The organism is Salinifilum aidingensis, assembly GCF_054782015.1.
Genome location: NZ_BAAGTH010000010.1, coordinates 41178 through 61756, shown reverse-complemented (window position 1 = coordinate 61756; position 20579 = coordinate 41178). Strand labels below are relative to the sequence as shown.

At 73.0% G+C, this 20579-nt stretch carries 15 protein-coding genes; 8 read left to right on the top strand and 7 right to left on the bottom strand.

Annotation, left to right across the window (positions count from 1 at the left end; all coding sequences use genetic code 11):
* Positions 1–16: 16 nt before the first annotated feature.
* From ACYVJE_RS14550 to ACYVJE_RS14540, 3 genes are all read right to left on the bottom strand, one after another.
* Positions 17–649 (bottom strand): sarcosine oxidase subunit gamma, encoded by a 633-nt coding sequence (locus ACYVJE_RS14550; protein WP_461144877.1) that lies wholly within the window; start codon positions 647–649, stop codon positions 17–19.
* Positions 636–3470: a 2Fe-2S iron-sulfur cluster-binding protein gene (locus tag ACYVJE_RS14545; protein ID WP_461144876.1), complete on the bottom strand. Its 2835-nt coding sequence runs from the start codon at positions 3468–3470 to the stop codon at positions 636–638. Before ACYVJE_RS14545 ends, ACYVJE_RS14550 begins: the two co-directional genes overlap by 14 nt.
* Positions 3471–3660: 190 nt before the next feature.
* Positions 3661–4911, bottom strand: a complete 1251-nt coding sequence (locus ACYVJE_RS14540) for an FAD-dependent oxidoreductase (protein ID WP_461144875.1) — start codon at positions 4909–4911, stop codon at positions 3661–3663.
* A 168-nt stretch (positions 4912–5079) separates the two neighbouring features.
* On the opposite strand from ACYVJE_RS14540, the gene ACYVJE_RS14535 reads away from it, so the two are divergent.
* From ACYVJE_RS14535 to ACYVJE_RS14515, 5 genes are all read left to right on the top strand, one after another.
* Entirely contained in the window at positions 5080–5862 is a 783-nt protein-coding gene (locus ACYVJE_RS14535) for a GntR family transcriptional regulator (protein ID WP_461144874.1), read from the top strand.
* A gap of 211 nt (positions 5863–6073) precedes the next feature.
* Positions 6074–6466 (top strand): hypothetical protein, encoded by a 393-nt coding sequence (locus ACYVJE_RS14530; protein WP_461144873.1) that lies wholly within the window; start codon positions 6074–6076, stop codon positions 6464–6466.
* Positions 6467–6763: 297 nt separating this feature from the next.
* A complete protein-coding gene (locus ACYVJE_RS14525; protein ID WP_461144872.1) occupies positions 6764–7963 on the top strand; it encodes a glycine cleavage T C-terminal barrel domain-containing protein in 1200 nt (399 codons plus the stop codon).
* A gap of 18 nt (positions 7964–7981) precedes the next feature.
* The gene (locus ACYVJE_RS14520; protein WP_461144871.1) at positions 7982–8818 is read left to right on the top strand and encodes a methylenetetrahydrofolate reductase; all 837 of its coding nucleotides are present in this window, start codon (positions 7982–7984) and stop codon (positions 8816–8818) included.
* Between the two features lie 68 nt (positions 8819–8886).
* Positions 8887–10584, top strand: coding sequence for a formate--tetrahydrofolate ligase (locus tag ACYVJE_RS14515; RefSeq protein ID WP_459156658.1), 1698 nt, complete (start codon positions 8887–8889; stop codon positions 10582–10584).
* 147 nt (positions 10585–10731) lie between these two features.
* On the opposite strand, the gene ACYVJE_RS14510 is transcribed toward ACYVJE_RS14515, so the two are convergent.
* From ACYVJE_RS14510 to ACYVJE_RS14495, 4 genes are all read right to left on the bottom strand, one after another.
* Positions 10732–11937: an FAD-dependent monooxygenase gene (locus ACYVJE_RS14510; protein ID WP_461144870.1), complete on the bottom strand. Its 1206-nt coding sequence runs from the start codon at positions 11935–11937 to the stop codon at positions 10732–10734.
* The gene (locus tag ACYVJE_RS14505) at positions 11928–12515 is read right to left on the bottom strand and encodes a TetR/AcrR family transcriptional regulator (RefSeq protein ID WP_461144869.1); all 588 of its coding nucleotides are present in this window, start codon (positions 12513–12515) and stop codon (positions 11928–11930) included. The genes ACYVJE_RS14510 and ACYVJE_RS14505 overlap by 10 nt, the downstream gene beginning before the upstream one ends.
* Positions 12516–12764: 249 nt before the next feature.
* Positions 12765–13181 carry a universal stress protein gene (locus tag ACYVJE_RS14500; protein ID WP_459156661.1) on the bottom strand — a complete coding sequence of 139 codons (417 nt, stop codon included), beginning with the start codon at positions 13179–13181 and terminating at the stop codon, positions 12765–12767.
* Positions 13182–13423: 242 nt separating this feature from the next.
* Positions 13424–15952, bottom strand: coding sequence for a DEAD/DEAH box helicase (locus tag ACYVJE_RS14495; protein WP_461144868.1), 2529 nt, complete (start codon positions 15950–15952; stop codon positions 13424–13426).
* Positions 15953–16103: 151 nt separating this feature from the next.
* Between ACYVJE_RS14495 and ACYVJE_RS14490 the strand changes: the two genes are divergently transcribed.
* The 3 genes from ACYVJE_RS14490 to scpA all read left to right on the top strand — a co-directional run bounded on the left by ACYVJE_RS14490 (position 16104) and on the right by scpA (position 20571).
* Positions 16104–16307, top strand: coding sequence for a hypothetical protein (locus ACYVJE_RS14490; RefSeq protein WP_461144867.1), 204 nt, complete (start codon positions 16104–16106; stop codon positions 16305–16307).
* A gap of 131 nt (positions 16308–16438) precedes the next feature.
* Complete coding sequence (locus tag ACYVJE_RS14485) at positions 16439–18322, top strand: methylmalonyl-CoA mutase subunit beta (RefSeq protein ID WP_461144866.1); 1884 nt, start codon at positions 16439–16441, stop codon at positions 18320–18322.
* Complete coding sequence (gene scpA, locus ACYVJE_RS14480) at positions 18322–20571, top strand: methylmalonyl-CoA mutase (protein WP_461144865.1); 2250 nt, start codon at positions 18322–18324, stop codon at positions 20569–20571. Before ACYVJE_RS14485 ends, scpA begins: the two co-directional genes overlap by 1 nt.
* Positions 20572–20579: the final 8 nt, after the last annotated feature.

The following is a 20579-nucleotide window of genomic DNA, read 5'->3' as shown; positions in this document are numbered from 1 at the left end:
GCGGACGCACGGGTGCTCACCCCGCGGTGAACTCCGCCATCGCGTCGACGAGGAGATCGGCGAGGTACTCGGCGAACGAGCAGCGCACCATGATCCGGTATGCCGGTTCGTCCGCGACCTGCCACAGCACGACCTGCGCGCGCCCCACGAGCACCTGCGCGCACTGGCCGGGGCCGAACGCGCGCGGGTGCAGGTCCGTCGAGCACAGCTTCTCCAGCACGTCCCGCGACCGCGCCCCGGACAACCGCAGCGTGGTGCGCTGTGCCGACACGTCCACGACGGTGCCGGAGGACCCGCCCAGCGCTTCCCGCACCGCCGCGGTGACGCGCCCCGCCTGCCCGTCCGGGGCGACGAGCAGCCACTCGTCGGGCCCGAGCCGCAGCGCCGCGTGCCGCCGGTCCCCGGTGACCCGGTCCGGCGTGCGGTGCGGCAGGGGCGTCCCCAGCTCCCGCTCGACGCGCCCCCTCGCGGCGCCGGACGGGTCGGTGCGCAGGTCGACCTGGGCGAGGAAGGGCTCCTCGGCCAGCCGCACTCCGCGCAGCCCCTCCGCGCTGCGCTCGGCGAGCTCGGCGGTGCGGTGCGCCAGCGGGCTGCGGCGCAACTCGCGGGCACCGACCGCGGTGCCCGCGACCTCGTCAACGACCGTCACGGCGGGCTCCTTCCCTGTCGTAGAGCACCGGTTCGGCCACCTCCACCGGCGCGAACCGGCCCCGCAGCGGAACGTGCAGGACTTCGCCGACGCGGCTGCGCCCCGCTCGCACCAGCGCCAGCGCGAAGGTCCGCTCCAGCGCCGCGCTGCGGTAGCTGGAGGTCACGTGGCCGAGCACCGGCACCGGCGGTTCGCGGGGCACGTCCGGCTCCACCAGGTGCGCCCCCTCCGGCAGCCGCTCCTCCGGGTCCCGCGGCAGCAGCCCGACGAGCTGCCTGCGGTCGCAGCGCCGCACGTCCGCGCGCGAGAGCGAGCGCTTGCCGACGAAGTCCGCGCGCGCGGACACCACCCGGTCCATGCCCAGATCGAGCGGGGTGGCGGTGCCGTCGGTGTCCTGCCCGACGATCGCGAACCCCTTCTCCGCCCGCAGCACGCGCATCGCCTCCGTGCCGTACGGGGTGATGCCGTGGTCCTCCCCCGCCGCGTGCACCGCCTCCCACAGGGCGCGGCCGTACCACGTCTCCACGTGGATCTCGAAGGCCAGCTCACCCGAGAACGACACGCGCGAGACCCGCGCGGGGATGCCGTCGCGCAGCACCGCCCAGCGGAACTCCAGGGGTCCGAACGCCCCGGCCGCGACGTCCAGGTCCGGTGCCAGCCGGGCCACCACGGCGCGCGAGTCGGGGCCGACCACGGCCACCGCCGCCCACTGCTCGGTCACCGGGGTGCAGTACACCGCCAGCTCGGACCACTCGGTCCGCAGCCACTCCTGCAGCCAGTCCAGCACCTGCGCGGCGTTGCCGGTGGTGGTGCTCATCAGGTACCGGTCCGGCGCCAGCCGCGCGGCCACCCCGTGCTCGAAGACCACCCCGTCGGGGGTGCACATCACCCCGCAGCGCGCCTCGCCGACGGGCAGACCGGCGAGACCGCTGGTGCAGATCCGGTCGAGGAACTCCGGTGCGTCCGGCCCGGCGACCTCGACCTTGCCGAGCGGGGTCACGTCCTGCACGGCCACACCGGTGCGCGCGGCGCGGCACTCCCGCTGCACGGCCCGGTCCACGTCCTCACCGTCCCGGGGGTAGCACCGGGGGCGCTTCCACTGGTCGACGTCCTCGAACACCGCCCCGTGCGCGACGTGCCACGGGTGCATCGGCGTGACCCGCGCCGGGTCGTGCAGCCGGCCGCGCTCCCGCCCGGCCCACAGCGCCATCGGGACCGGGGCGTACGGCGAGCTCGCGGTGGTCGCGCCCACCTCGCCCGGATCCCGCGCGCCGAGCGCCTCGGCGACCAGCGCCGCCGCGTTGACCCGGGAGGTCTTGCCCTGGTCGGTGCCGGTTCCGATGGTCGTGGCCCGCTCGACGTGCTCCACCGAGCGCACGCCCGTGCCGAGGGCGCGCCAGACATCGGCCACGGTCGCATCGCGCTGCAGGTCGACGAAGTGGTCGCACCACCGGGCCGGTTCACCGGACTCGCCCGGGACCAGCCACAGCGGCCGCGGGCGGGTGGGCGGACGATCGCCGCGCACGGGCGGCACCGGCGGTGGTGCGGTGCGGAAACCGCTGGCCGTGGCCAGTTCCGCCCCGGCGGCGTAGCCCTGCGCCAGGCAGCCGGCGAGGTCGAGCGTCCCCCGCGCGGCACCGATCACGCGCGGCAGGTCCTCGCCCTGCTGCGGCACGAACGCCGCGATCACCGGGTCCCAGCGCAGCTGCCCGCCGGCGTGGCCGAACAGCTGGGTCGCCGGGTCCCACCCGCCGCTGACGGCCAGCAGGTCGCAGTCGTGCTGCACGGCCGGGCCCGCCGGGTGCCCGTCCCCGTCGAGCGGGGCGATCCGCGCGGCCGACACCCGGCGGTCCCCCTCGGTGCCGACGACGGCCGCTCCCCGGTGCACCACCGCGCCGGTTTCCTCGGCGAGCCGCGCGAGCTCCTCGGGCGGGTGGGCGCGGCTGTCGACCACGGCCCGCACGTCCGCACCGGCCTCGGCCAGGGCGAACACGGTGCGGTAGGCGCTGTCCGAGGTGGTGGCCACGACGGCGCGGTGGCCGGGCAGCACCCCGAACCGGTGCAGGTAGCGCCGCACCGCCCCGGCGAGCATGGTGCCGGGGCGGTCGTTGTCGGCGAAGACGAGCGGGCGTTCGTGCGCGCCGGTGGCGAGCACGACGTGCCGGGCCCGCACGTGCCACAGGCGCTGCCGCGCACCGCGCCGCTCGGCCACGAGCAGGGGACCGCCCTCGTAGCAGCCGACGGCGGTGGCGCGGGTGAGCACGCGGGTCTCGTCGAGTTCCACGAACTCGCGGGAAACCCCGGCGAGCCAGTCGGTCGCGCTCCGCCCGTCGACGCCGTGGTGCCCGTCGAGCAGTCCCCCGCCGATCTCGGCGTCCTGCTCGACCAGCAGCACGCGCGCTCCCGACCGGCCGGCCGCGCGGGCGGCGGCGATGCCCGCGGGGCCGGCGCCGACCACGGCGACGTCGACGTGCACGTGCTTCTTGTCGTAGGTGTGCTCGTCCTCCGCCGGGCACAGCCAGCCGACGCCGGAGAGGGTGGCGACCTGCAGCCCGTCGGCGAGCTCCACGCGGGTGGCCGGCACCATCGGCTCGGGGCGGCCGCCCAGCACCTGCACCATCGCGTTCGGTTCGGTCTCGTCGGCGGTGAGGATCCCGCGCGGGCGGTCGCGGTGGATCGACGGCGCCACTTCGATGCGGTCGTTGGCCAGCAGCGCCGAGGCGAGGGTGTCCCCCGGGTGCCCGGTCAGCGCGATCCCGTCCACGGTGAAGCGCGCGGACCGGGAGCGGTCGACGCGGCCGCCGGAGCGCAGCCTCGTCATGGTCCCACCGCCTTCGAGCGCGCGTGCGAGGCCTCGGGACGGTCCACATCGGTCCGTCCCCCGCAGCGGGGTTCGACGTCGTCCCGGGGTCCGCACCACGGGCACGGGATCCGCAGCATCTGTGGCTCCTTTGCCGAGCGGGTGGCGCGCTCCGCGCGAACGAGGAGTGCGCTCGGGAGTTTCCGCGATTTCAGCGGGCGGGCACCGCCGCCCGGTGCTCGCCGGCGAGCGCCCCGGTGCCGAAGCGCTCGAGGCCGCAGGCGGCGGCGAGCGGGTGCGGTCGCCCGGTGGCGATGGTGTGCGCGAAGACGTGGCCGGCTGCCGGAGCGGCCTGGAAAACCCCGGTGCCCCAGCCGCAGTTGACGAACAGGTTCTCGTGCGGCGCGGGGCCGGTGATCGGCGAGGAGTCCGGGGTGACGTCGACGAGGCCGCTCCAGGTGCGCAGCACGTGGGCCTTGGCGAACACGGGGAAGAGCTCCATCGCGGCGGCGAGCTGCCGCTCGATCACGTGCGCGGGCCCCGGCCGTTCATCCCCGGGCCGTTCAGGTCCCGGCCGGGCGACTCCGCCGCACGCCCCGGTGCCGGCGCCGAGGACGAGCTCTCCCTCGTGCGTCCCGCTGCAGCAGCAGTGCACGTGCTCGGAGACGACCGCGCACGGGGGCACCGACTCGAGCAGTTCCGAGACCACGGCCTGCGAGGGGTGGCTCCGCAGCGGCAGCCGCAGACCGAGCGCGTCGGTCAGCCGGGTGGTGCGCCCCGCGGCGGCCAGCCCCACCCGTCCCGCGCTGATCGGCCCGAGCGAGGTCTCCACACCGGTGACCCTCTCGCCGGAGGTGCGCAGGCCGGTGACGGTGCACCCCTGGACGAGGTCCACCCCGAGCTCCTCGGCCTTGCGCGCCAGGGCCCGGGCCACGCGGTCGTGCTCGGCGATGCCTCCCCGCGGCTGGAACGTCGCGCCGAGCACGGGGTACCGGACGTCGTCACCGGTGTGCAGGATCGGGCACACGTCCCGGATCTCGGCCGGGGTGAGCCACTCGGCATCGGCACCGCCCAGCCAGTCGGCGAACGCGCGGCGGCGGCCGTCGCGGACTTCCTGCTCGGTGTGCGCCGCGGTGAGCACCCCGCGCTGCTCGAGCAGGAGCTCGTCCTCGAGCTCCGCGGGCAGCTGCTCCCACAGCTCCAGCGCGTGCTCGTCCAGCGCCGCGCTCTCGCCGGACCCGTGGCGGGAGCGGATGACCGCGGTGCCGCGGGCCCCGTCGCCGTCCAACCACCCGTCCTCGAGCACGGCGACGTTCCGGATGCCGTGCCGGGACGCGAGGTAGTGCGCGGTGGCGAGGCCGTGGACCCCGGCACCGACGAGGACCACGTCGTAGTGCGCCTCGGGGGTGGGGCGGCACCGGAGGCGCTCCAGCGGCGCGGGCGAGGAGCGTGTCGTGACCACCGCGGCCTCCACGGGGACGGGCGACGGGATCTGCGGCGGGTGGGCGCCCCGCAGGGACGGCGGTGCGCCGGGGCGAGCGTTCGCGGGAACTCAAGCGCGGGAAGGACTCAAGCGGGGTGAAGACTCACCAACAACTGATATGCCAGTGTGTAGGTTAGACTACGAGGCATGGCTCGTGGCGTCAATTCATCCGTCGAGCGGACGGGGCGCGGCCGCTCGACCGGGCGCGGGGCTGCGCGGCGCACCCGCCGGAACCGCAGCTCGCAGGCGGAACGCGCCTACGGAACGCTGCGCGAGCGGATCCTCACCCTGGACCTCGCGCCGGGCAGCCCCCTGCAGGAGGACGAGCTCACCTCCGAGCTGGACATCGGCCGCACCCCGCTGCGGGAGGCGGTCAAACGGCTGCAGCTGGACTCGCTCGTGGCGATCTACCCGCGCCGCGGGACCTTCGTCACCGAGGTCAACATCACCGATCACGCCCTGATCGCCGATGTGCGCCTGCAACTGGAGGGGCACGCGGCACGCCGCGCGGCCGAGCGCGCGACGGAGGCCGAGCGGTCCGAATTGGACGATCTCCGGAAGCTCCCCGGGCCCTCGCCCGAGGCGGCCCCGCCCGGCAGCGGGGCCGCGCGCGGGACCGGGGGATCAGCCGGCAGCGGGGGGCCAGCAGGGACCGGGGGCCCGAGCGTGATGGACGTGGACGCGCGCGTGCACCGGGCGATCTACCGCTGCGCGCACAACCACTACCTCGAGAGTACGCTGGGGCACTACTACAACCTGGCACTGCGGATCTGGTACCTGTTCTCCGACCGGCTGCCGGCCATGGACGACCACGTGGCCGAGCACGGGGAACTGCTCGAGGCCGTGGTCGCCGGGGATGCCGACCGCGCGGACCGCACCGCGGTCGCCCACGTCGATCACTTCGAGCAGCGGATCCGGAACGTTCTCTAACCGGAACTACCCCGTTTCGCAAGAACCCCGCCCGACCGCCTGTCACCCGCTCGGATTCTCCTTGCCAGCCCCGGGGAAAACGCCTCTCCGGGACCTTGACGAACCCCGCCCTCGAGGCGCACTGTTGCGTTACACGCAGAAGGTTGTGGTAAGCGCAACACCACCCACCTCTGGCGCAATAGGCCAACGCTGACGCAATGGGGCGGCAGTTATGGATTCGAGCGTCCAGGTACCCGTCACCGGTGCCGGCACCCCCGGATGCGGCACCGCGCACGACCTCGCCCGGCTCGGGATCGCCGACGTGGCCGCAGCGGAGCAGCTCCCGCTGCTCGCCACCGGCGGATCCACCTCGCACACACCGGAGTCCTCGCACGCGCCGGTGCTCCGAACCGGTTCCGACCGGAGCGCGAGCCGACTGGCCGCCGACGCGGCCGCGACCGCCGCGGACCTGGAGCTCGACGAGCATCCCCGCTTCCACCGGACGAGCGGAGCCGAGTCCTCCGCCGCCCCCGGCGTCGAGGCCTCCCGCTCCGAACGACCACGCTCCGCGGCCGCGCTCGCGGATGCGGCGTTCGACCCCGCGATGACCAGAATGCGCTGTTGAGCCCCGTCCCCGCGCGGACGACAACCCGAGCCACGCGGCGGTGATGCGGAAACCGCCCCACCGCGCCGGCCCCGGGTGCCGCACGCGCTCCGGGCAGGAACCCCGGCCCGAGCACACCCGCCCGCCTGTGCCCAACACCCCGGACCGGACGGCAGACCCGACACCGGACCGGCCACGCCCGGAGGACGCGGTGATCTCCGGGAATATCGGAGTCCAATGCGGACTTACAACTGAAAACAGGGCACAACCGCACATCGCACCCGATAAACATCCCGCACGGACCTCAAGGAGTGCCCGATGAGCGTCAACCCCAACCCGGGCATTTTGCAATACCCGCGGATCCGCAAGTCGCCGTTCTTCTACGCCTCGCGTCAGCACGGCGTCGGGCTCTACAGCGTTTACAACCACACCTACCACGCTCGGCACTACGGCGATCCGGTCGGCGAGTACTGGGCCCTGTTGGAAGGCGTGACGCTGTGGGACGTCGGCGTGGAGCGGCAGGTGGAGATCACCGGCCCGGACGCCTTCGACTTCACGAACATGCTCGTGCCGCGCGACCTGACCAAGTGCAAGGTCGGGCAGTGCAAGTACGTGTTCGTCACCGACGAGTACGGCGGAATCATCAACGACCCGGTGCTGCTGCGCCTCGGTGAGAACCACTTCTGGCTGTCCCTGGCGGATTCGGACGTGCTGCTGTGGGCCCGCGGGCTGGCCTACAGCCTCGGCATGGACGTCACGATCCGCGAGGCGGACGTCGGGCCGGTGCAGGTCCAGGGGCCGAAGTCGCGGGAGGTCATGGTCGACCTGTTCGGCGAGGACATCCTCGACGTGCCCTACTACTACGCGGTCGACCGCGAGCTGAACGGCATGCAGGTCGTCGTCTCCCGCACGGGCTACACGGCGGAGCTCGGCTACGAGATCTACCTGCACAACGCCAGCCGCGACGGGACGAAGCTGTGGAACACCGTGTGGGAGGCCGGCGAACCGCACGGCATGCGGGTCATCGGTCCCTGCCACATCCGCCGCATCGAGGCGGGAATCCTGTCCTGGGGCTGCGACATCACGCAGAACACCAACCCGTTCGAGGTCGGCTACGGCTTCGAGAAGACCTGGATGGTGGACCTGGACCAGGAGGCCGACTTCATCGGCAAGCAGGCGCTGCAGCAGGTCAAGGAGCAGGGGATCTCCCGCAAGCTGGTGGGCGTGGAGATCGGCGGGCCCGGTGTCGGCTCGTTCAACGACGGCCGGATGATCGACATGTTCGACGTGCACGACCCCAACGGCCTGCGCATCGGCGAGGTCACCTCGGCCTGCTACTCCCCCCGGCTGGAGCGCAACATCGGGTTCGCGATGGTGCCGATCGCCTACCACCAGCTCGGGACCGAGCTCGTGGTGGCCACGCAGCACGGTCGGCAGGACGCGATCGTGGTCGAAAAGCCGTTCCTCGACCCGACCAAGGACATCCCGAAGCGCGCCCTGCGCGAGACGGCCGCATAGCGGGAAGGGGTGAGCACGATGACCACCCAGGACCGGTTCTCCCGTTCGCTGGAAGCGGCGCGCTACGAGGTCCTGCCGTTGCGCGGGGTGTTCGACGAGGTCGCCCACCTGTCCCCGGGCACGTGCGTGACCGTCACCTCCGCGCAGGCCAAGGGCATCGACGCCACGCTGGAGACCGCCGAGCAGCTCGCCCGGCGCGATCTCCAGCCGGTGCCCCACCTGGCCGCACGCCTGGTCCGGGACAGCCCGCACCTGGAGCGGATCCTCGACCGCCTCGCCGCGGCCGGGATCGACGAGGTGTTCGTGATCGGGGGTGACGCGGCCGAGTGCGGGGAGTTCCCGGACGCCCTGTCGCTGCTGCAGGCGATGGAGCGCACCGGGCGCCGACCGCAGCGCGTCGGCATCGGCGGCTACCCGGAGCGGCACGCGTCCATCCCGGACGACGTGCTCGCGCAGGCGCTGGCGGACAAGTCCCGCTACGCCGACTACATCGTCTCCCAGATCTGCTTCGACACGGAGACGATCCTGGCGTGGGTCAAGGACCTCCGCGAGCGGGGCCTGACGCAGCCGGTCTACGTCGGGATGCCGGGTGCGGTGGACGCGCGCAAGCTCATGCGGATCTCGCTGAAGATCGGCCTGGGCGAGTCGATGCGCTTCCTGCGCAAGCAGTCCGGGGTGGTCAGCAAACTGCTCACCCGCTACACGCCACAGGACATCGTGGACGGGCTCATGCCCTACCTGGACGATCCGGAGCACGGCATCGCCGGTTGGCACCTGTACACGTTCAACGAAGTGGCGAAGACGGTCGAATGGCGGCAGGAAGCGGCCCGGCGCATCGGAGAGGTCCCGGCCTGACGCCGCGGGTGGTGGGCGCGCCGGGCGCCCACCACCCCCAACACCCCGCCAACCGCAGTGGAGTCACGATGAGCATTCCCAACGACCTGGACATCTCCCGGGCGACCGAGCTCAAACCGCTGACCGACGTGGCCGCCGACATGGACATCGGTCGGCACCTCCTCGAACCGTACGGGCACAACGTCGCGAAGATCTCGCTGGACGCCATCGAGGAACTCGCCGACCGTCCGCGGGGGCGGTACGTGGTGGTCAGCGCGATCACCCCCACTCCGCTCGGCGAGGGCAAGACCACCACGACCGTCGGTCTGGGCCAGGGGCTGCACCACCTCGGCCAGCGCAGCGCCGTGGCGGTGCGGCAGCCGTCGATGGGGCCGACGTTCGGCATCAAGGGCGGCGCGGCAGGCGGCGGTTACAGCCAGGTCGTGCCGATGGAATCGCTCAACCTGCACCTGACCGGCGACATGCACGCGGTCACCTCGGCGCACGACCTGCTGGCCGCGATGGTGGACAACCACCTGCACAAGGGCAACGAGCTCGGCATCGACCCGCACCGGATCACGTGGCGGCGCGTGCTCGACGTCAACGACCGGGACCTGCGCAACATCGTCAGCGGGCTCGGCGGCAGGTCCGACGGCGAGCCGCGGCAGACCGGTTTCGACATCACCGCGGCCAGCGAGGTGATGGCGATCCTGGCGCTGTCCACCTCGCTGCAGGACATGCGGCAGCGCATGGGGCGCATCGTCGTCGGCTACACGCGCGAGGGCGAGCCGGTCACCGCCGAGCAGCTCAAGGCCGCCGGCGCGATGACGGTGCTCATGCGCGAGGCGCTGAAGCCGAACCTCATGCAGACCACCGAGAACACGCCGGTGCTGGTGCACGCGGGCCCGTTCGGCAACATCGCCCACGGCAACTCCTCGATCGTCGCCGACCTCATCGCCAGCCGCGGCAGCGACTACCTGATCACCGAGGCCGGGTTCGGGGCGGACATGGGCGCGGAGCGGTTCTTCAACATCAAGTGCCGCGCTTCCGGCATGCGGCCGGACGCGGCGGTGCTCGTGGCGACGGTGCGCGCGTTGAAGGCCCACTCGGGACGGTTCCGCGTCGTGGCGGGCAAACCGCTGCCGCCCGAGCTGCTGCAGGAGAACCCGGACGACGTCTCCGCGGGGGCGGACAACCTGCGCAAGCAGATCCGGAACATCCGGATGCACGGGGTCTCACCGGTGGTGGCGATCAACGCCTTCCCCGGCGACCACCCGAGCGAGCACGCCAGGATCCGCGAGATCGCCGAGGCCGAGGGCGCCCGGGTCGCCGTCAGCGACCACTTCAGCGAGGGCGGCAAGGGAGCTGTGGAACTGGCCGAGGCGGTGGTCGAGGCCGCGGAGGAACCGCACGAGTTCCAGCTGCTCTACCCGGACGAGGCGGATCTGCGCACCAAGATCGAAACGATCGCGCGGGAGGTCTACGGCGCGGACGGCGTGTCGTTCCAACAGGCAGCGCAGCGGTCGCTGGACAGCTACGAGGCCAACGGCTTCGGCAACCTGCCGGTGTGCATCGCCAAGACGCACCTGTCGCTGAGCTCCGATCCGAAGCTGCTCGGCGCACCGACCGGGTGGACGCTGCCGGTGCGGGAGGTGCGCGCCTCCGTCGGCGCCGGGTTCGTGTACCCGATCTGCGGTGACATGCGCACCATGCCCGGATTGGGGTCATCTCCAGCGGCTGAGCACATCGACATCGACGAGCACGGCCAGGTCCTCGGCCTGAGCTGAGCGCGCACGCGGGGGCACCTGCGGCCCGCCCCCGACCGGATCCGCAGGCGCCTCCCGCTGCCCGCAGCAGCGCGGCGGACGCGACGCGTCCGCCGCGCTGCTGCGCACGTGCTCGTCGCTCCGCGATCGGCGCGGCACCGTCGCGGTTCACGGGCGGCTGCGGCCGGACAGTTGCGGCGTTCTCGGGCCCTGGCGCAGGCTCGCGACGAGCGCGTTGGGCTTGCCTGCCAGCTTGCCCGCCATGTAGCGCCCGAACCCGGGCAGCCGGGTCAGTGCCAGCATCGCCCGCCGCAGCCACAGGTCCCGCCGGGACCCGGGCAGGAACCACCGCGCGGTCGCGCGGCCGATTTCCTGCTTCTCGTCGACGACCGGTCGCCACAGCCGCTCGTAGTCGGCCAGCGCCGCCGGTACGGAATCCGCCCGGGCGAGCCGGTCGGCCAGCACGTACGCCCCGGCGATGACCAGCGACGCGCCCTGCCCCGCCAGCAGCGACACCGCGTAGCAGGCATCGCCGAGCAGCACCACGCGCCCCGAGCTCCAGCGCGGCATGCGGACCTGCGCGACCTCGTCGTAGTAGATCTCCGCGGCCGGCGGGCACCGGTCGAGCACCTGGGGCACCACCCACCCCATGCCGCTGTAGGCCTCGAGCACGGCCGACCGCGGGTCGGCCGGAAGTGCCGGGTCCTGCGGGCGGTGCACGGCGAAGGCCGCCACCCGGCCGTCGCGCAGCGCGTAGCAGCCCACCTGGCGGTCGATGGTGTCGCTCAGGCAGAACCGCCCCCGCGCGGCCGCGTGGATCTGCGGCGCGTCGAAGGTGAACGCCGCGGTGTGGAACCCGAGGTCGCGCAGGAAGCGGGATTCCTCCCCGAAGACGAGCTCGCGCACCGAGGAGTGCACGCCGTCGGCGCCGACGAGCAGGTCGGCGGCGAGTTCCGTGCCGTCGTCGAGCTGGGCCCGCACCTCGCCGGCACCGTCGGTGACACCGGTCAGCCGGGCGCCGAACCGCAGGTCGACCGCCTCCGGCAGGGCTTCGCGCAGCACGCGCTCCAGATCGGGCCGCATGATGCTGCACAGCCGCTCACCGGCCACCTGCGCGGTGCGCATGCGGGCCCGGCGCCGGCCGCGGTCGTCGAAGAAGCACGCCTCCTCGACCCGGTAGGCCCGCTCGGCGATGGCGGGCAGCAGTCCCATCGCTTCGGCAGCGTCGTAGCCCGGCCCGAAGAAGTCGATCATGTACCCCTGCGGGCGCGGGCCCGGTGCCTGTTCGAGCACCACGGCCTCGCCGCCCAGCGCCGCGACCCGGTTCGCCAGGGCCAGCCCGGCGATCCCGGCTCCGCAGATGATCACTCGCATGTCCGCGCTCCCTCCTGCGCATCCGGTTCGACCAGCCGCAGCAGGACCTGTTCCGCACCGCCGAAACCGGCGCCGAGCCCGCGGTGCAGCAGCACCCCGTCGAGCGCGGCGAGCGCGACCGCGGCGGTCTCCTCCGGGGCCGGTACCTCGTGCGCGCGGAGCACGGCGGCGACCTGCTGGCGGATCCGGTCGAGCTCGCCGCGGACGCGCTCCCGCAGGTCCTCGTCGCGCGTGGCGGCGAGGTAGACCTCGACGAACACCAGCGAGGCCGGATCGTCCCCGGTGTAGTCCGCCACGGAGGCGAACAGCGCGCGGATCACCTCGCGCGGACCGCGCGCCGCGTCCAGCTGCGCTGCGGTCTCGTCGAGCACCTGCCGGATGAGCGCGGTGACGGCCTGGTTGAGCAGGTCCTGCAGCGACGGGAAGTGGTAGTGCACCACGCTCGGGGTCACGCCGGCGCGCTCGGCCAGCACCCGCGTGCTCACGGCCGACCAGCCCCGCTCCGGGACGAGCTCGACCGCGGCTCGCAGCAGCCGCTGCCGCACCGCGCTTCCCCGTTCCGCCGCCGGCGATGTCACCGCTGCCACCTCCACCGGGCCGCCGTTCCGGCCAGCCGTTCCGCTCGACGGACCTGACCAGGCGACCTGAACGATCGTCCTGTACGACTGACCTGATAGTAGCGCGCGCAGCAACGCACCGCCAACCCGGCACGGGTGGGAAGAGGTTCCGGCGCTACCGCTCCGCGGCTCCCGAGCCCCGCTGCAGCACGCGCGCCGGCTGCTCGTCCGGCGGGAGCACCGGGCGGAGGACGTGCTCGCTCCGCGCGACTACCGCACCACGAGGACCGGGCACTTGGCGTGGTGGACGAGCTTCGAGGCCACCGACCCGACCATCATCCCGGTGAACGCGCCGTGCCCCTGGTGGCCGAGCACGAGCAGGTCGACCTGCTTGGAAGCGACGACGAGCTCGTCGACCGGGTGCCCGCGCAGCAGCCGCGGCCGGAGGTCGACGTCGCTGAACTCCTCGCGCAGCGGCTCGACGACGCCGTCGAGCCCGCTGCGCGCCTGCTTCTCCAGATCCCCTTCCGAGGAGGGCAGGCGGTAACCGAGCTGCACCGGCTGGTGCCACACGGAGATCGCGTGCACGATGCCGCCAGTCCCTCGGACGTACTGCGCCGCCCAGCGGAGGGCCTGGGCCGACTCGGGGGAACCGTCGATGCCGACGCCAACGGTCTGCGGAACCATGCGAACTCCATTCGTGCAGCGACCGGTGCACCCCGGTTCTGGGGCGCACCGCGGCGGGGACCCGCCGCGGGCTGCAGCATAGGTCAGCTGATCAGCGCGCGCGAGGGTCCGCCTGCGGTGCGCCTGCCGGGGCGTGCGTCCCGGGACCCGCACCCCGGGACGCACTCCCGGGGTGCTGCGCCGATCGCGCCGTGAGCGATCCGGGGGCGGCTCCGGGCTCAGCGGGTCAGCGCGCCCGCGGCCTACACCGCGGCGAGCTGGTCCACCGCGGTCACGTGCACGACGGCGTAGCCGACCTCGTCGCACTCGGCGAGGTCGACCTCCGCGCTGATGCCCCAGTCGTGGTCGCCGGCCGGATCGGCGAAGATCTGCCGCACCAGCCACCGCTGCTCCTCCTCCGTGATGAGCAGCAGGTGCGGCCCGCGGGCGTCGGCGCCGGTACCGATCTCGTCGTGCTCGGCGAAGTAGTCCTCCAGCGCGGCGGCCCAGTCGTCGGCGCCCCAGCCGTCGCCACCGTCCAGTTCGGCCAGTTCGTCCCAGCGCTGCCGCGCGCACAGCTCGACCCGGCGGAACATCGCGTTGCGCACCTGCACGCGGAAGGCCCGCTTGTTGTCGGTGACGCGGGCGGGCGGCTGCGCATCGGACTCGACGGTGCCGCCGACGTGGGCCTCGGCCTCGTCCTCGGGATTGCGCAGCTTCTCCCACTCGTCGAGCAGGCTGGAGTCGACCTGGCGCACGAGTTCGCCGAGCCACTCGACGATGTCGGTGAGCTCCTCGGTCTTCTCCACGTCGGGCACGGTGTGCCGCAGCGCCTTGTACACGTCGGCGAGGTAGCGCAGCACGACCCCCTCCGACCGCGCCAGCCCGTAGTGGCGGACGAACTCGACGAAGTTCATCGCCCGCTCGTACATGTCGCGGACCACGGACTTGGGTTTGAGCTCGTGCTCACCCACCCACGGATGCCCCTTGCGGTAGGTCTCGTAGGCGGCTTCGAGCATTTCCTCGAGGGGTTTGGGGTGGGTGACCTCCTCGAGCTGCTCCATGCGCTCCTCGTAGTCGAGGCCGTCGGCCTTCATCTGCGCGACGGCCTCACCGCGCGCCTTGTACTGCTGCGCGGACAACACCGGCCGCGGGTTCTCCACTGTGGACTCGATGGTGGAGACGACGTCGAGCGCGTAGCTCGGCGACTCCTCGTCGAGCAGTTCGATCGCGGCCAGCGCGAACGGCGACAGCGGCTGGTTGAGCGCGAAGTCGAACTGCAGGTCCATGGTCAACCGCACGCGCCGCCCGCTCCCGTCGGGCTCGTCGAGCTGCTCCACCACCCCGGCGGCGAGCAGGGCGCGGTAGATGGCGATGGCGCGCAGGACGTGCTTGCGCTGCGCGGGCCGGTCCTCGTGGTTGTCGGTCAGCAGCCGCTTCATCGCGGTGAACGCGTCACCGGGGCGGTTGATGACGTTGAGCAGCATGGCGTGGTTGACCGAGAAGCTCGACCGCAGCGGTTCCGGTTCGGACTCGACGAGCTTGTCGAAGGTCTTCTCGCTCCACGACACGAAGCCTTCCGGCGGCTTCTTGCGCACCACCTTGCGCTTCTTCTTCGGGTCGTCGCCGGCCTTGGCCAGCGCGCGCTCGTTCTCGATGACGTGCTCCGGCGCCTGGGCGACGACGAATCCCGCGTCGTCGTAGCCCGCGCGCCCGGCGCGGCCGGCGACCTGGTGGAACTCGCGGGCCTTGAGGTGGCGGGTGCGCTTGCCGTCGAACTTGGTCAGCCCCGTCAGCAGCACGGTGCGGATGGGCACGTTGATGCCCACGCCGAGCGTGTCGGTGCCGCAGATGACCTTCAGCAGCCCCTGCTGGGCGAGCTGCTCGACCAGCCGGCGGTAGCGCGGCAGCATCCCCGCGTGGTGCACGCCGATGCCGTGCCGCACCAGCCGCGACAGCGTCTTGCCGAAGCCCGCGCTGAACCGGAAGCCGCCGAGCGCCTCGGCGATGCGGTCGCGCTGCTCGCGACCGGCGACCTTGACGCTCATCAGCGCCTGCGCCTGCTCCACGGCCTGCTTCTGGTTGAAGTACACGACGTAGATCGGGGCCTGGTGACCGCCGAGCAGTTCCTCGATCGTCTCGTGCAGCGGCGTGGTGGCGTAGCGGAAGTGCAGCGGGACCGGCCGCTCCGCGGAGCTGACCACCCTGGTCTCCCGACCGGTGCGGCGGGTGAGGTCGTCCCGGAAGAACGAGACGTCGCCGAGCGTGGCCGACATGAGCAGGAACTGCACCCGCGGCAGCTCCAGCAGCGGCACCTGCCACGCCCAGCCGCGCTCCGGCTCGGCGTAGAAGTGGAACTCGTCCATGACCACCTGGTCCACGTCGGCGTCCGCGCCGTCGCGCAGGGCGATGTTGGCGAGGATCTCCGCGGTGCAGCAGATGATCGGCGCGTCCGCGTTGACGCTGCTGTCGCCGGTCATCATGCCGACGTTGTCCGGACCGAAGGTCTCGGCGAGCGCGAAGAACTTCTCCGAGACGAGCGCCTTGATCGGCGCGGTGTAGAAGGTGCGGCGGCCGGTGGCCAGGGCCGCGAAGTGCGCTCCGGTGGCGACCAGGCTCTTGCCGGATCCGGTGGGCGTGGACAGGATCACGTTGGCGCCCGTGACCACCTCCATCAGCGCTTCTTCCTGCGCCGGGTACAGCTCGACGCCCTGCTCGGCGGTCCACGTGGTGAACGCGTCCAGCAGGGCGTCCGGATCGGTGTCGGCGGGCAACTGGTCGGTCAGCGTCATCGTGCAGGAATCGTCCCCGGTCAGCTTCGGCTCCGCGCACCCGGGGTCGCGGCCGCCTCCCCGCGCGCCCTCCGGGTGCGCAGGACTCGCCACGGGTGGTGACCTGCGGGGAGAATCGGGGAGCAGCAGTCCCGGCGAGGGAGGAGCGTCGATGACCGACCGAACCGTGCTGTTCGTGGGCGGCCCGCTCGACGGCCGCCGGCAGGAGCTGCGCGAGTCCGAAGCCAGCAGCGGCCGTGTGTTACGTCACATCCACCTGCACGACGGCCCGAAGATCGTGACGCAGTACGAGCTGCGCTACACCCCCGGCGACGGCTGGGAGTACCAATTCCGCGGCCCCGCGCCCGAGAACTAACCCCCGGGCAGCGCGCTTGCGCCGGGAACAACGCACACCGGCCGCGCGAGCATCCCGCGGCCGGACGGGTGGGGCGCGGCTCACAGAACTGCGCACTTCCCGGCGCGCTGCCGCCGCCTACCATCACAGCCATGGTGACGCACTCAATGTCGAGCAGCGGTCCCGCGGACCGCGCCCCCGGACTCGCGCTCGGCGCCGAGTTCGGCGCAGCGACGCGCGCCGAGTGGCGCGAGCAGGTCGCGGCGGCGCTGCGCAGGACCGGGCAGCTCAGCTCCTCCGCCGCGGCGCCGGAGGCCCCGGAGGAGCTGCTCGCCACCAGCACCTACGACGGCTGCACGCTCCAGCCGCTGTACACCGAGGCCCCCGAGCGGCCCGGGACGCCGGGGCTCTCCCCGCACACCCGCGGAGCGCGGGCGCAGGGGAGCGTCACCGAGGGCTGGGACGTGCGCCAGCACCACGGCCGGCCCGATCCGGCCGGCGCCAACGAGGAGGTCCTCACCGACCTGCGCGGCGGGGTGACCTCGCTGTGGCTGCGCGCGGGTTCCGCCGGGCTGCCCGTCGACGGGCTCGCCGACGCCCTGGCCGACGTGGAGCTGGGCATGGCCGGGATCGTCCTCGACGCCGACCACGAAGCCCCGGCCGCGGCGGAGGCCCTGCTGCAGCTCGCCGCCGACCGCGACGTGCGCCCCAGCACGATGACCGGCAACCTCGGGCTCGACCCGCTGGGCGCGCAGGCCCGCACCGGCCGGCCCGGTGACCGGGAGGCGGCGGTGGCGCTCGCGCGCCGCTGCGCCGAGACCCACCCGGGGATGCGCGCCTTCGTCGTCGACGCCCTGCCGTACCACGAGGCCGGCGGCTCGGACGCCGAGGAGGTCGGCGCCGCCCTGGCGGCGGCGGTGACCTACCTGCGCTGGCTCACCGAGGCGGGCGTGCCGGTCGATGCGGCCGCCGGGATGCTGGAGTTCCGCTTCGCCGCCACCGCCGACCAGTTCGCCACCATCGCCAAGTTCCGCGCCGCCCGGCGCCTGTGGGACCGGGTCGCCCGCGCCTGCGGCCTGACCGGCGCGGCGCAGCACCAGCACGCGGTCACCTCGCCGGCGATGCTCACCCGCCGCGATCCGTGGGTGAACCTGCTGCGCAACACGATCGCCACCGTCGCCGCCGGACTCGGCGGCGCGCAGGCGGTGACGACGCTGCCGTTCGACGCCGCGCTGGGCCTGCCGGACGCGTTCGCCCGCCGGCTGGCGCGCAACACCCAGGCCGTGCTGCTGGACGAGTCGCACCTGGCCCAGGTCGTCGACCCCGCGGGCGGGTCCTGGTACGTGGAGTCGCGCACCGCCGAGCTGGCCCGGCAGGCGTGGAGCCGGTTCCAGGAGGTCGAGGCTGCCGGCGGGTGGCCCGTCGCGTGGGACTCCGGGCTGCTGGCCGAGCGCCTCGAGGCCTCCTGGCAGGCCCGGGTGGAGGCGTTGGCCCACCGCACCGCCCCGATCACCGGGGTGAGCGAGTTCCCCGAGCTGGAGGAGGAGCCGGTGCAGCGCACCCCGGCACCGCCGCAGCCGGCGGGCGGGCTGCCGCGGCACCGCTACGCGGAGGACTTCGAGGCGCTGCGCGACGCGGCCGACGCCGCCCAGCAGGCCTCCGGGCAGCGGCCGGCGGTGTTCCTGGCGACGCTGGGTTCGCTGGCCACCTACACCGCGCGGGCCTCGTTCACGCGGAACCTGCTCGCCGCGGGCGGCCTGGCCGCCACCGAAGCCGGGGCCACCGAAACCACCGAGGAGGTGGTCGCGGCCTATCGGAGCTCCCCCAGCCCCGTGGTGTGCCTGTGCTCCTCGGACGCGACCTACGTCGAGCGCGCGGCCGAGACCGCGCGGGAACTCAAACGCGCCGGCGCCGCGCACGTGCTGCTGGCCGGGAAACCGGCCGAGCTGCCGGACGGCGTCGACGGCTGCATCTTCTCCGGTTGCGATGCGCTGAGCGCGCTGCGCGCGGTCCAGCGCGAGTTGGGAGTGGCGTGATGAGCCAGCGAACCCCTGTGGACCCGCAAACCCCGATGACCCGGCAGATCCCGAACTTCGCCGACGTCGACCTGGATTCGCCCGCCGCGGCGGAGGCGCCCGAGGCGTGGAGCGCCGCCGTGCTGGCCGAGACTGGCAAGGCGCCCGACGCGCTGCAGTGGGAAGCGCCCGAGGGCATCGGCATCAAACCGCTGTACACGGCGGCCGACACCGAGCAGCTGGACTTCCTGGGGACCTACCCGGGGCTGCCGCCGTACGTGCGCGGGCCGTACCCGACGATGTACGTGAACAAGCCGTGGACGGTGCGCCAGTACGCCGGCTTCTCCACGGCGCAGGAGTCGAACGCGTTCTACCGGCGCAACCTGGCCGCCGGGCAGAAGGGCCTGTCGGTGGCCTTCGACCTGGCCACGCACCGCGGCTACGACTCGGACCACCCGCGGGTGTCCGGGGACGTGGGCATGGCCGGTGTGGCGATCGACTCGATCTACGACATGCGGCAGCTCTTCGACGGCATCCCGCTGGAGAAGATGAGCGTGTCGATGACGATGAACGGCGCGGTGCTGCCGGTGCTGGCGCTGTACATCGTCGCGGCCGAGGAGCAGGGCGTGGCTCCGGAGAAGCTGGCGGGGACCATCCAGAACGACATCCTCAAGGAGTTCATGGTCCGCAACACCTACATCTACCCGCCGCAGCCGTCGATGCGGATCATCTCCGACATCTTCGCCTACACCTCGGCGAAGATGCCGAAGTTCAACTCCATCTCGATCTCCGGCTACCACATCCAGGAGGCGGGCGCGACGGCCGACCTGGAGCTGGCCTACACGCTGGCCGACGGGCTGGAGTACGTCCGGGCCGGGCGGCAGGCCGGGTTGGACATCGACTCGTTCGCCCCGCGCCTGTCGTTCTTCTGGGGCATCGGGATGAACTACGCGATGGAGATCGCGAAGCTGCGCGCCGCCCGGCTTTTGTGGTCGAAGCTGCTGGGGCAGTTCGACCCGCAGGACGCGAAGTCGCTGTCGCTGCGCACCCACTCGCAGACCTCCGGGTGGTCGCTGACCGCGCAGGACGTGTTCACCAACGTCGTCCGCACCTGCGTGGAGGCCATGGCCGCCACCCAGGGGCACACCCAGTCGCTGCACACCAACGCCCTCGACGAGGCACTGGCGCTGCCGACGGACTTCTCCGCGCGCATCGCCCGCAACACCCAGCTGGTGCTGCAGCAGGAGTCCGGCACCACCGACGTGATCGACCCGTGGGGCGGCAGCTACTACCTGGAGCGGCTCACCCAGGACCTGGCCGAGCGGGCCTGGCAGCACCTCACCGAGGTGGAGGAGGCCGGCGGCATGGCCGCCGCCATCGACGCGGGCATCCCCAAGCTGCGCATCGAGGAGGCCGCCGCCCGCACCCAGGCGCGCATCGACTCCGGCCGCCAGCCGCTGATCGGTGTGAACAAGTACCCGTTCCAGGGGGAAGAGCCCGTCGACGTGCTCCAGGTGGACAACGCCCGGGTGCGCCAGGAGCAGGTGGACAAGCTGCAGCGGCTGCGCGCCGAGCGCGACGGCGAGGCCTGCTCCGACGCGCTGCGGCGGCTGACCGCGGCCGCCGAGGCCGCGGTGGACGGGCAGCGGCCGGACGACCTGGAGCACAACCTGCTGACGCTGGCGGTGGACGCGGCCCGCGCCAAGGCGACCGTCGGCGAGATCTCCGATGCGCTGGAGGCGGCGTTCGGCCGGCACTCGGGCCAGGTGCGTACGATTTCCGGTGTGTACCGCGAGGAGTCCGGCCCGACCCGCTCCCTGGAGAGCGCCCAGTCCGAAGTGGACGAGTTCGCGGCCGAGGAGGGGCGCCGCCCGCGCATCCTGGTGGCCAAGATGGGCCAGGACGGCCACGACCGCGGGCAGAAGGTGATCTCCACCGCGTTCGCCGACATCGGCTTCGACGTCGACGTCGGGCCGCTGTTCCAGACCCCGGGCGAGGTCGCGCTGCAGGCCGCCGAGTCCGATGTGCACATGGTGGGCGTCTCCAGCCTCGCCGCGGGGCACCTGACGCTCGTGCCCGCGTTGCGCGAGGAGCTGGACGCGGTCGGCCGCTCCGACATCATGATCGTCGTCGGCGGCGTGATCCCGCCGTCCGACCACGAACCGCTGCACCAGGCCGGGGCGAGCGCCGTGTTCGGCCCGGGCACCGTGATCGCCGATGCGGCCCGCGACGTGCTGGTGCAGCTGCGCGCGCAGCTCGCCGGCGGGTGAGTCCGCGG

Coding starts and splice junctions, on each gene's coding strand:
- ACYVJE_RS14545 (WP_461144876.1), bottom strand. CDS start 3,470: ATGACGAGGCTGCGCTCCGGCGGCCGCGTCGACCGCTCCCGGTCCGCG.
- ACYVJE_RS14535 (WP_461144874.1), top strand. CDS start 5,080: ATGGCTCGTGGCGTCAATTCATCCGTCGAGCGGACGGGGCGCGGCCGC.
- ACYVJE_RS14530 (WP_461144873.1), top strand. CDS start 6,074: ATGGATTCGAGCGTCCAGGTACCCGTCACCGGTGCCGGCACCCCCGGA.
- ACYVJE_RS14525 (WP_461144872.1), top strand. CDS start 6,764: ATGAGCGTCAACCCCAACCCGGGCATTTTGCAATACCCGCGGATCCGC.
- ACYVJE_RS14520 (WP_461144871.1), top strand. CDS start 7,982: ATGACCACCCAGGACCGGTTCTCCCGTTCGCTGGAAGCGGCGCGCTAC.
- ACYVJE_RS14515 (WP_459156658.1), top strand. CDS start 8,887: ATGAGCATTCCCAACGACCTGGACATCTCCCGGGCGACCGAGCTCAAA.
- ACYVJE_RS14510 (WP_461144870.1), bottom strand. CDS start 11,937: ATGCGAGTGATCATCTGCGGAGCCGGGATCGCCGGGCTGGCCCTGGCG.
- ACYVJE_RS14500 (WP_459156661.1), bottom strand. CDS start 13,181: ATGGTTCCGCAGACCGTTGGCGTCGGCATCGACGGTTCCCCCGAGTCG.
- ACYVJE_RS14495 (WP_461144868.1), bottom strand. CDS start 15,952: ATGACGCTGACCGACCAGTTGCCCGCCGACACCGATCCGGACGCCCTG.
- ACYVJE_RS14490 (WP_461144867.1), top strand. CDS start 16,104: ATGACCGACCGAACCGTGCTGTTCGTGGGCGGCCCGCTCGACGGCCGC.
- ACYVJE_RS14485 (WP_461144866.1), top strand. CDS start 16,439: ATGGTGACGCACTCAATGTCGAGCAGCGGTCCCGCGGACCGCGCCCCC.
- scpA (WP_461144865.1), top strand. CDS start 18,322: ATGAGCCAGCGAACCCCTGTGGACCCGCAAACCCCGATGACCCGGCAG.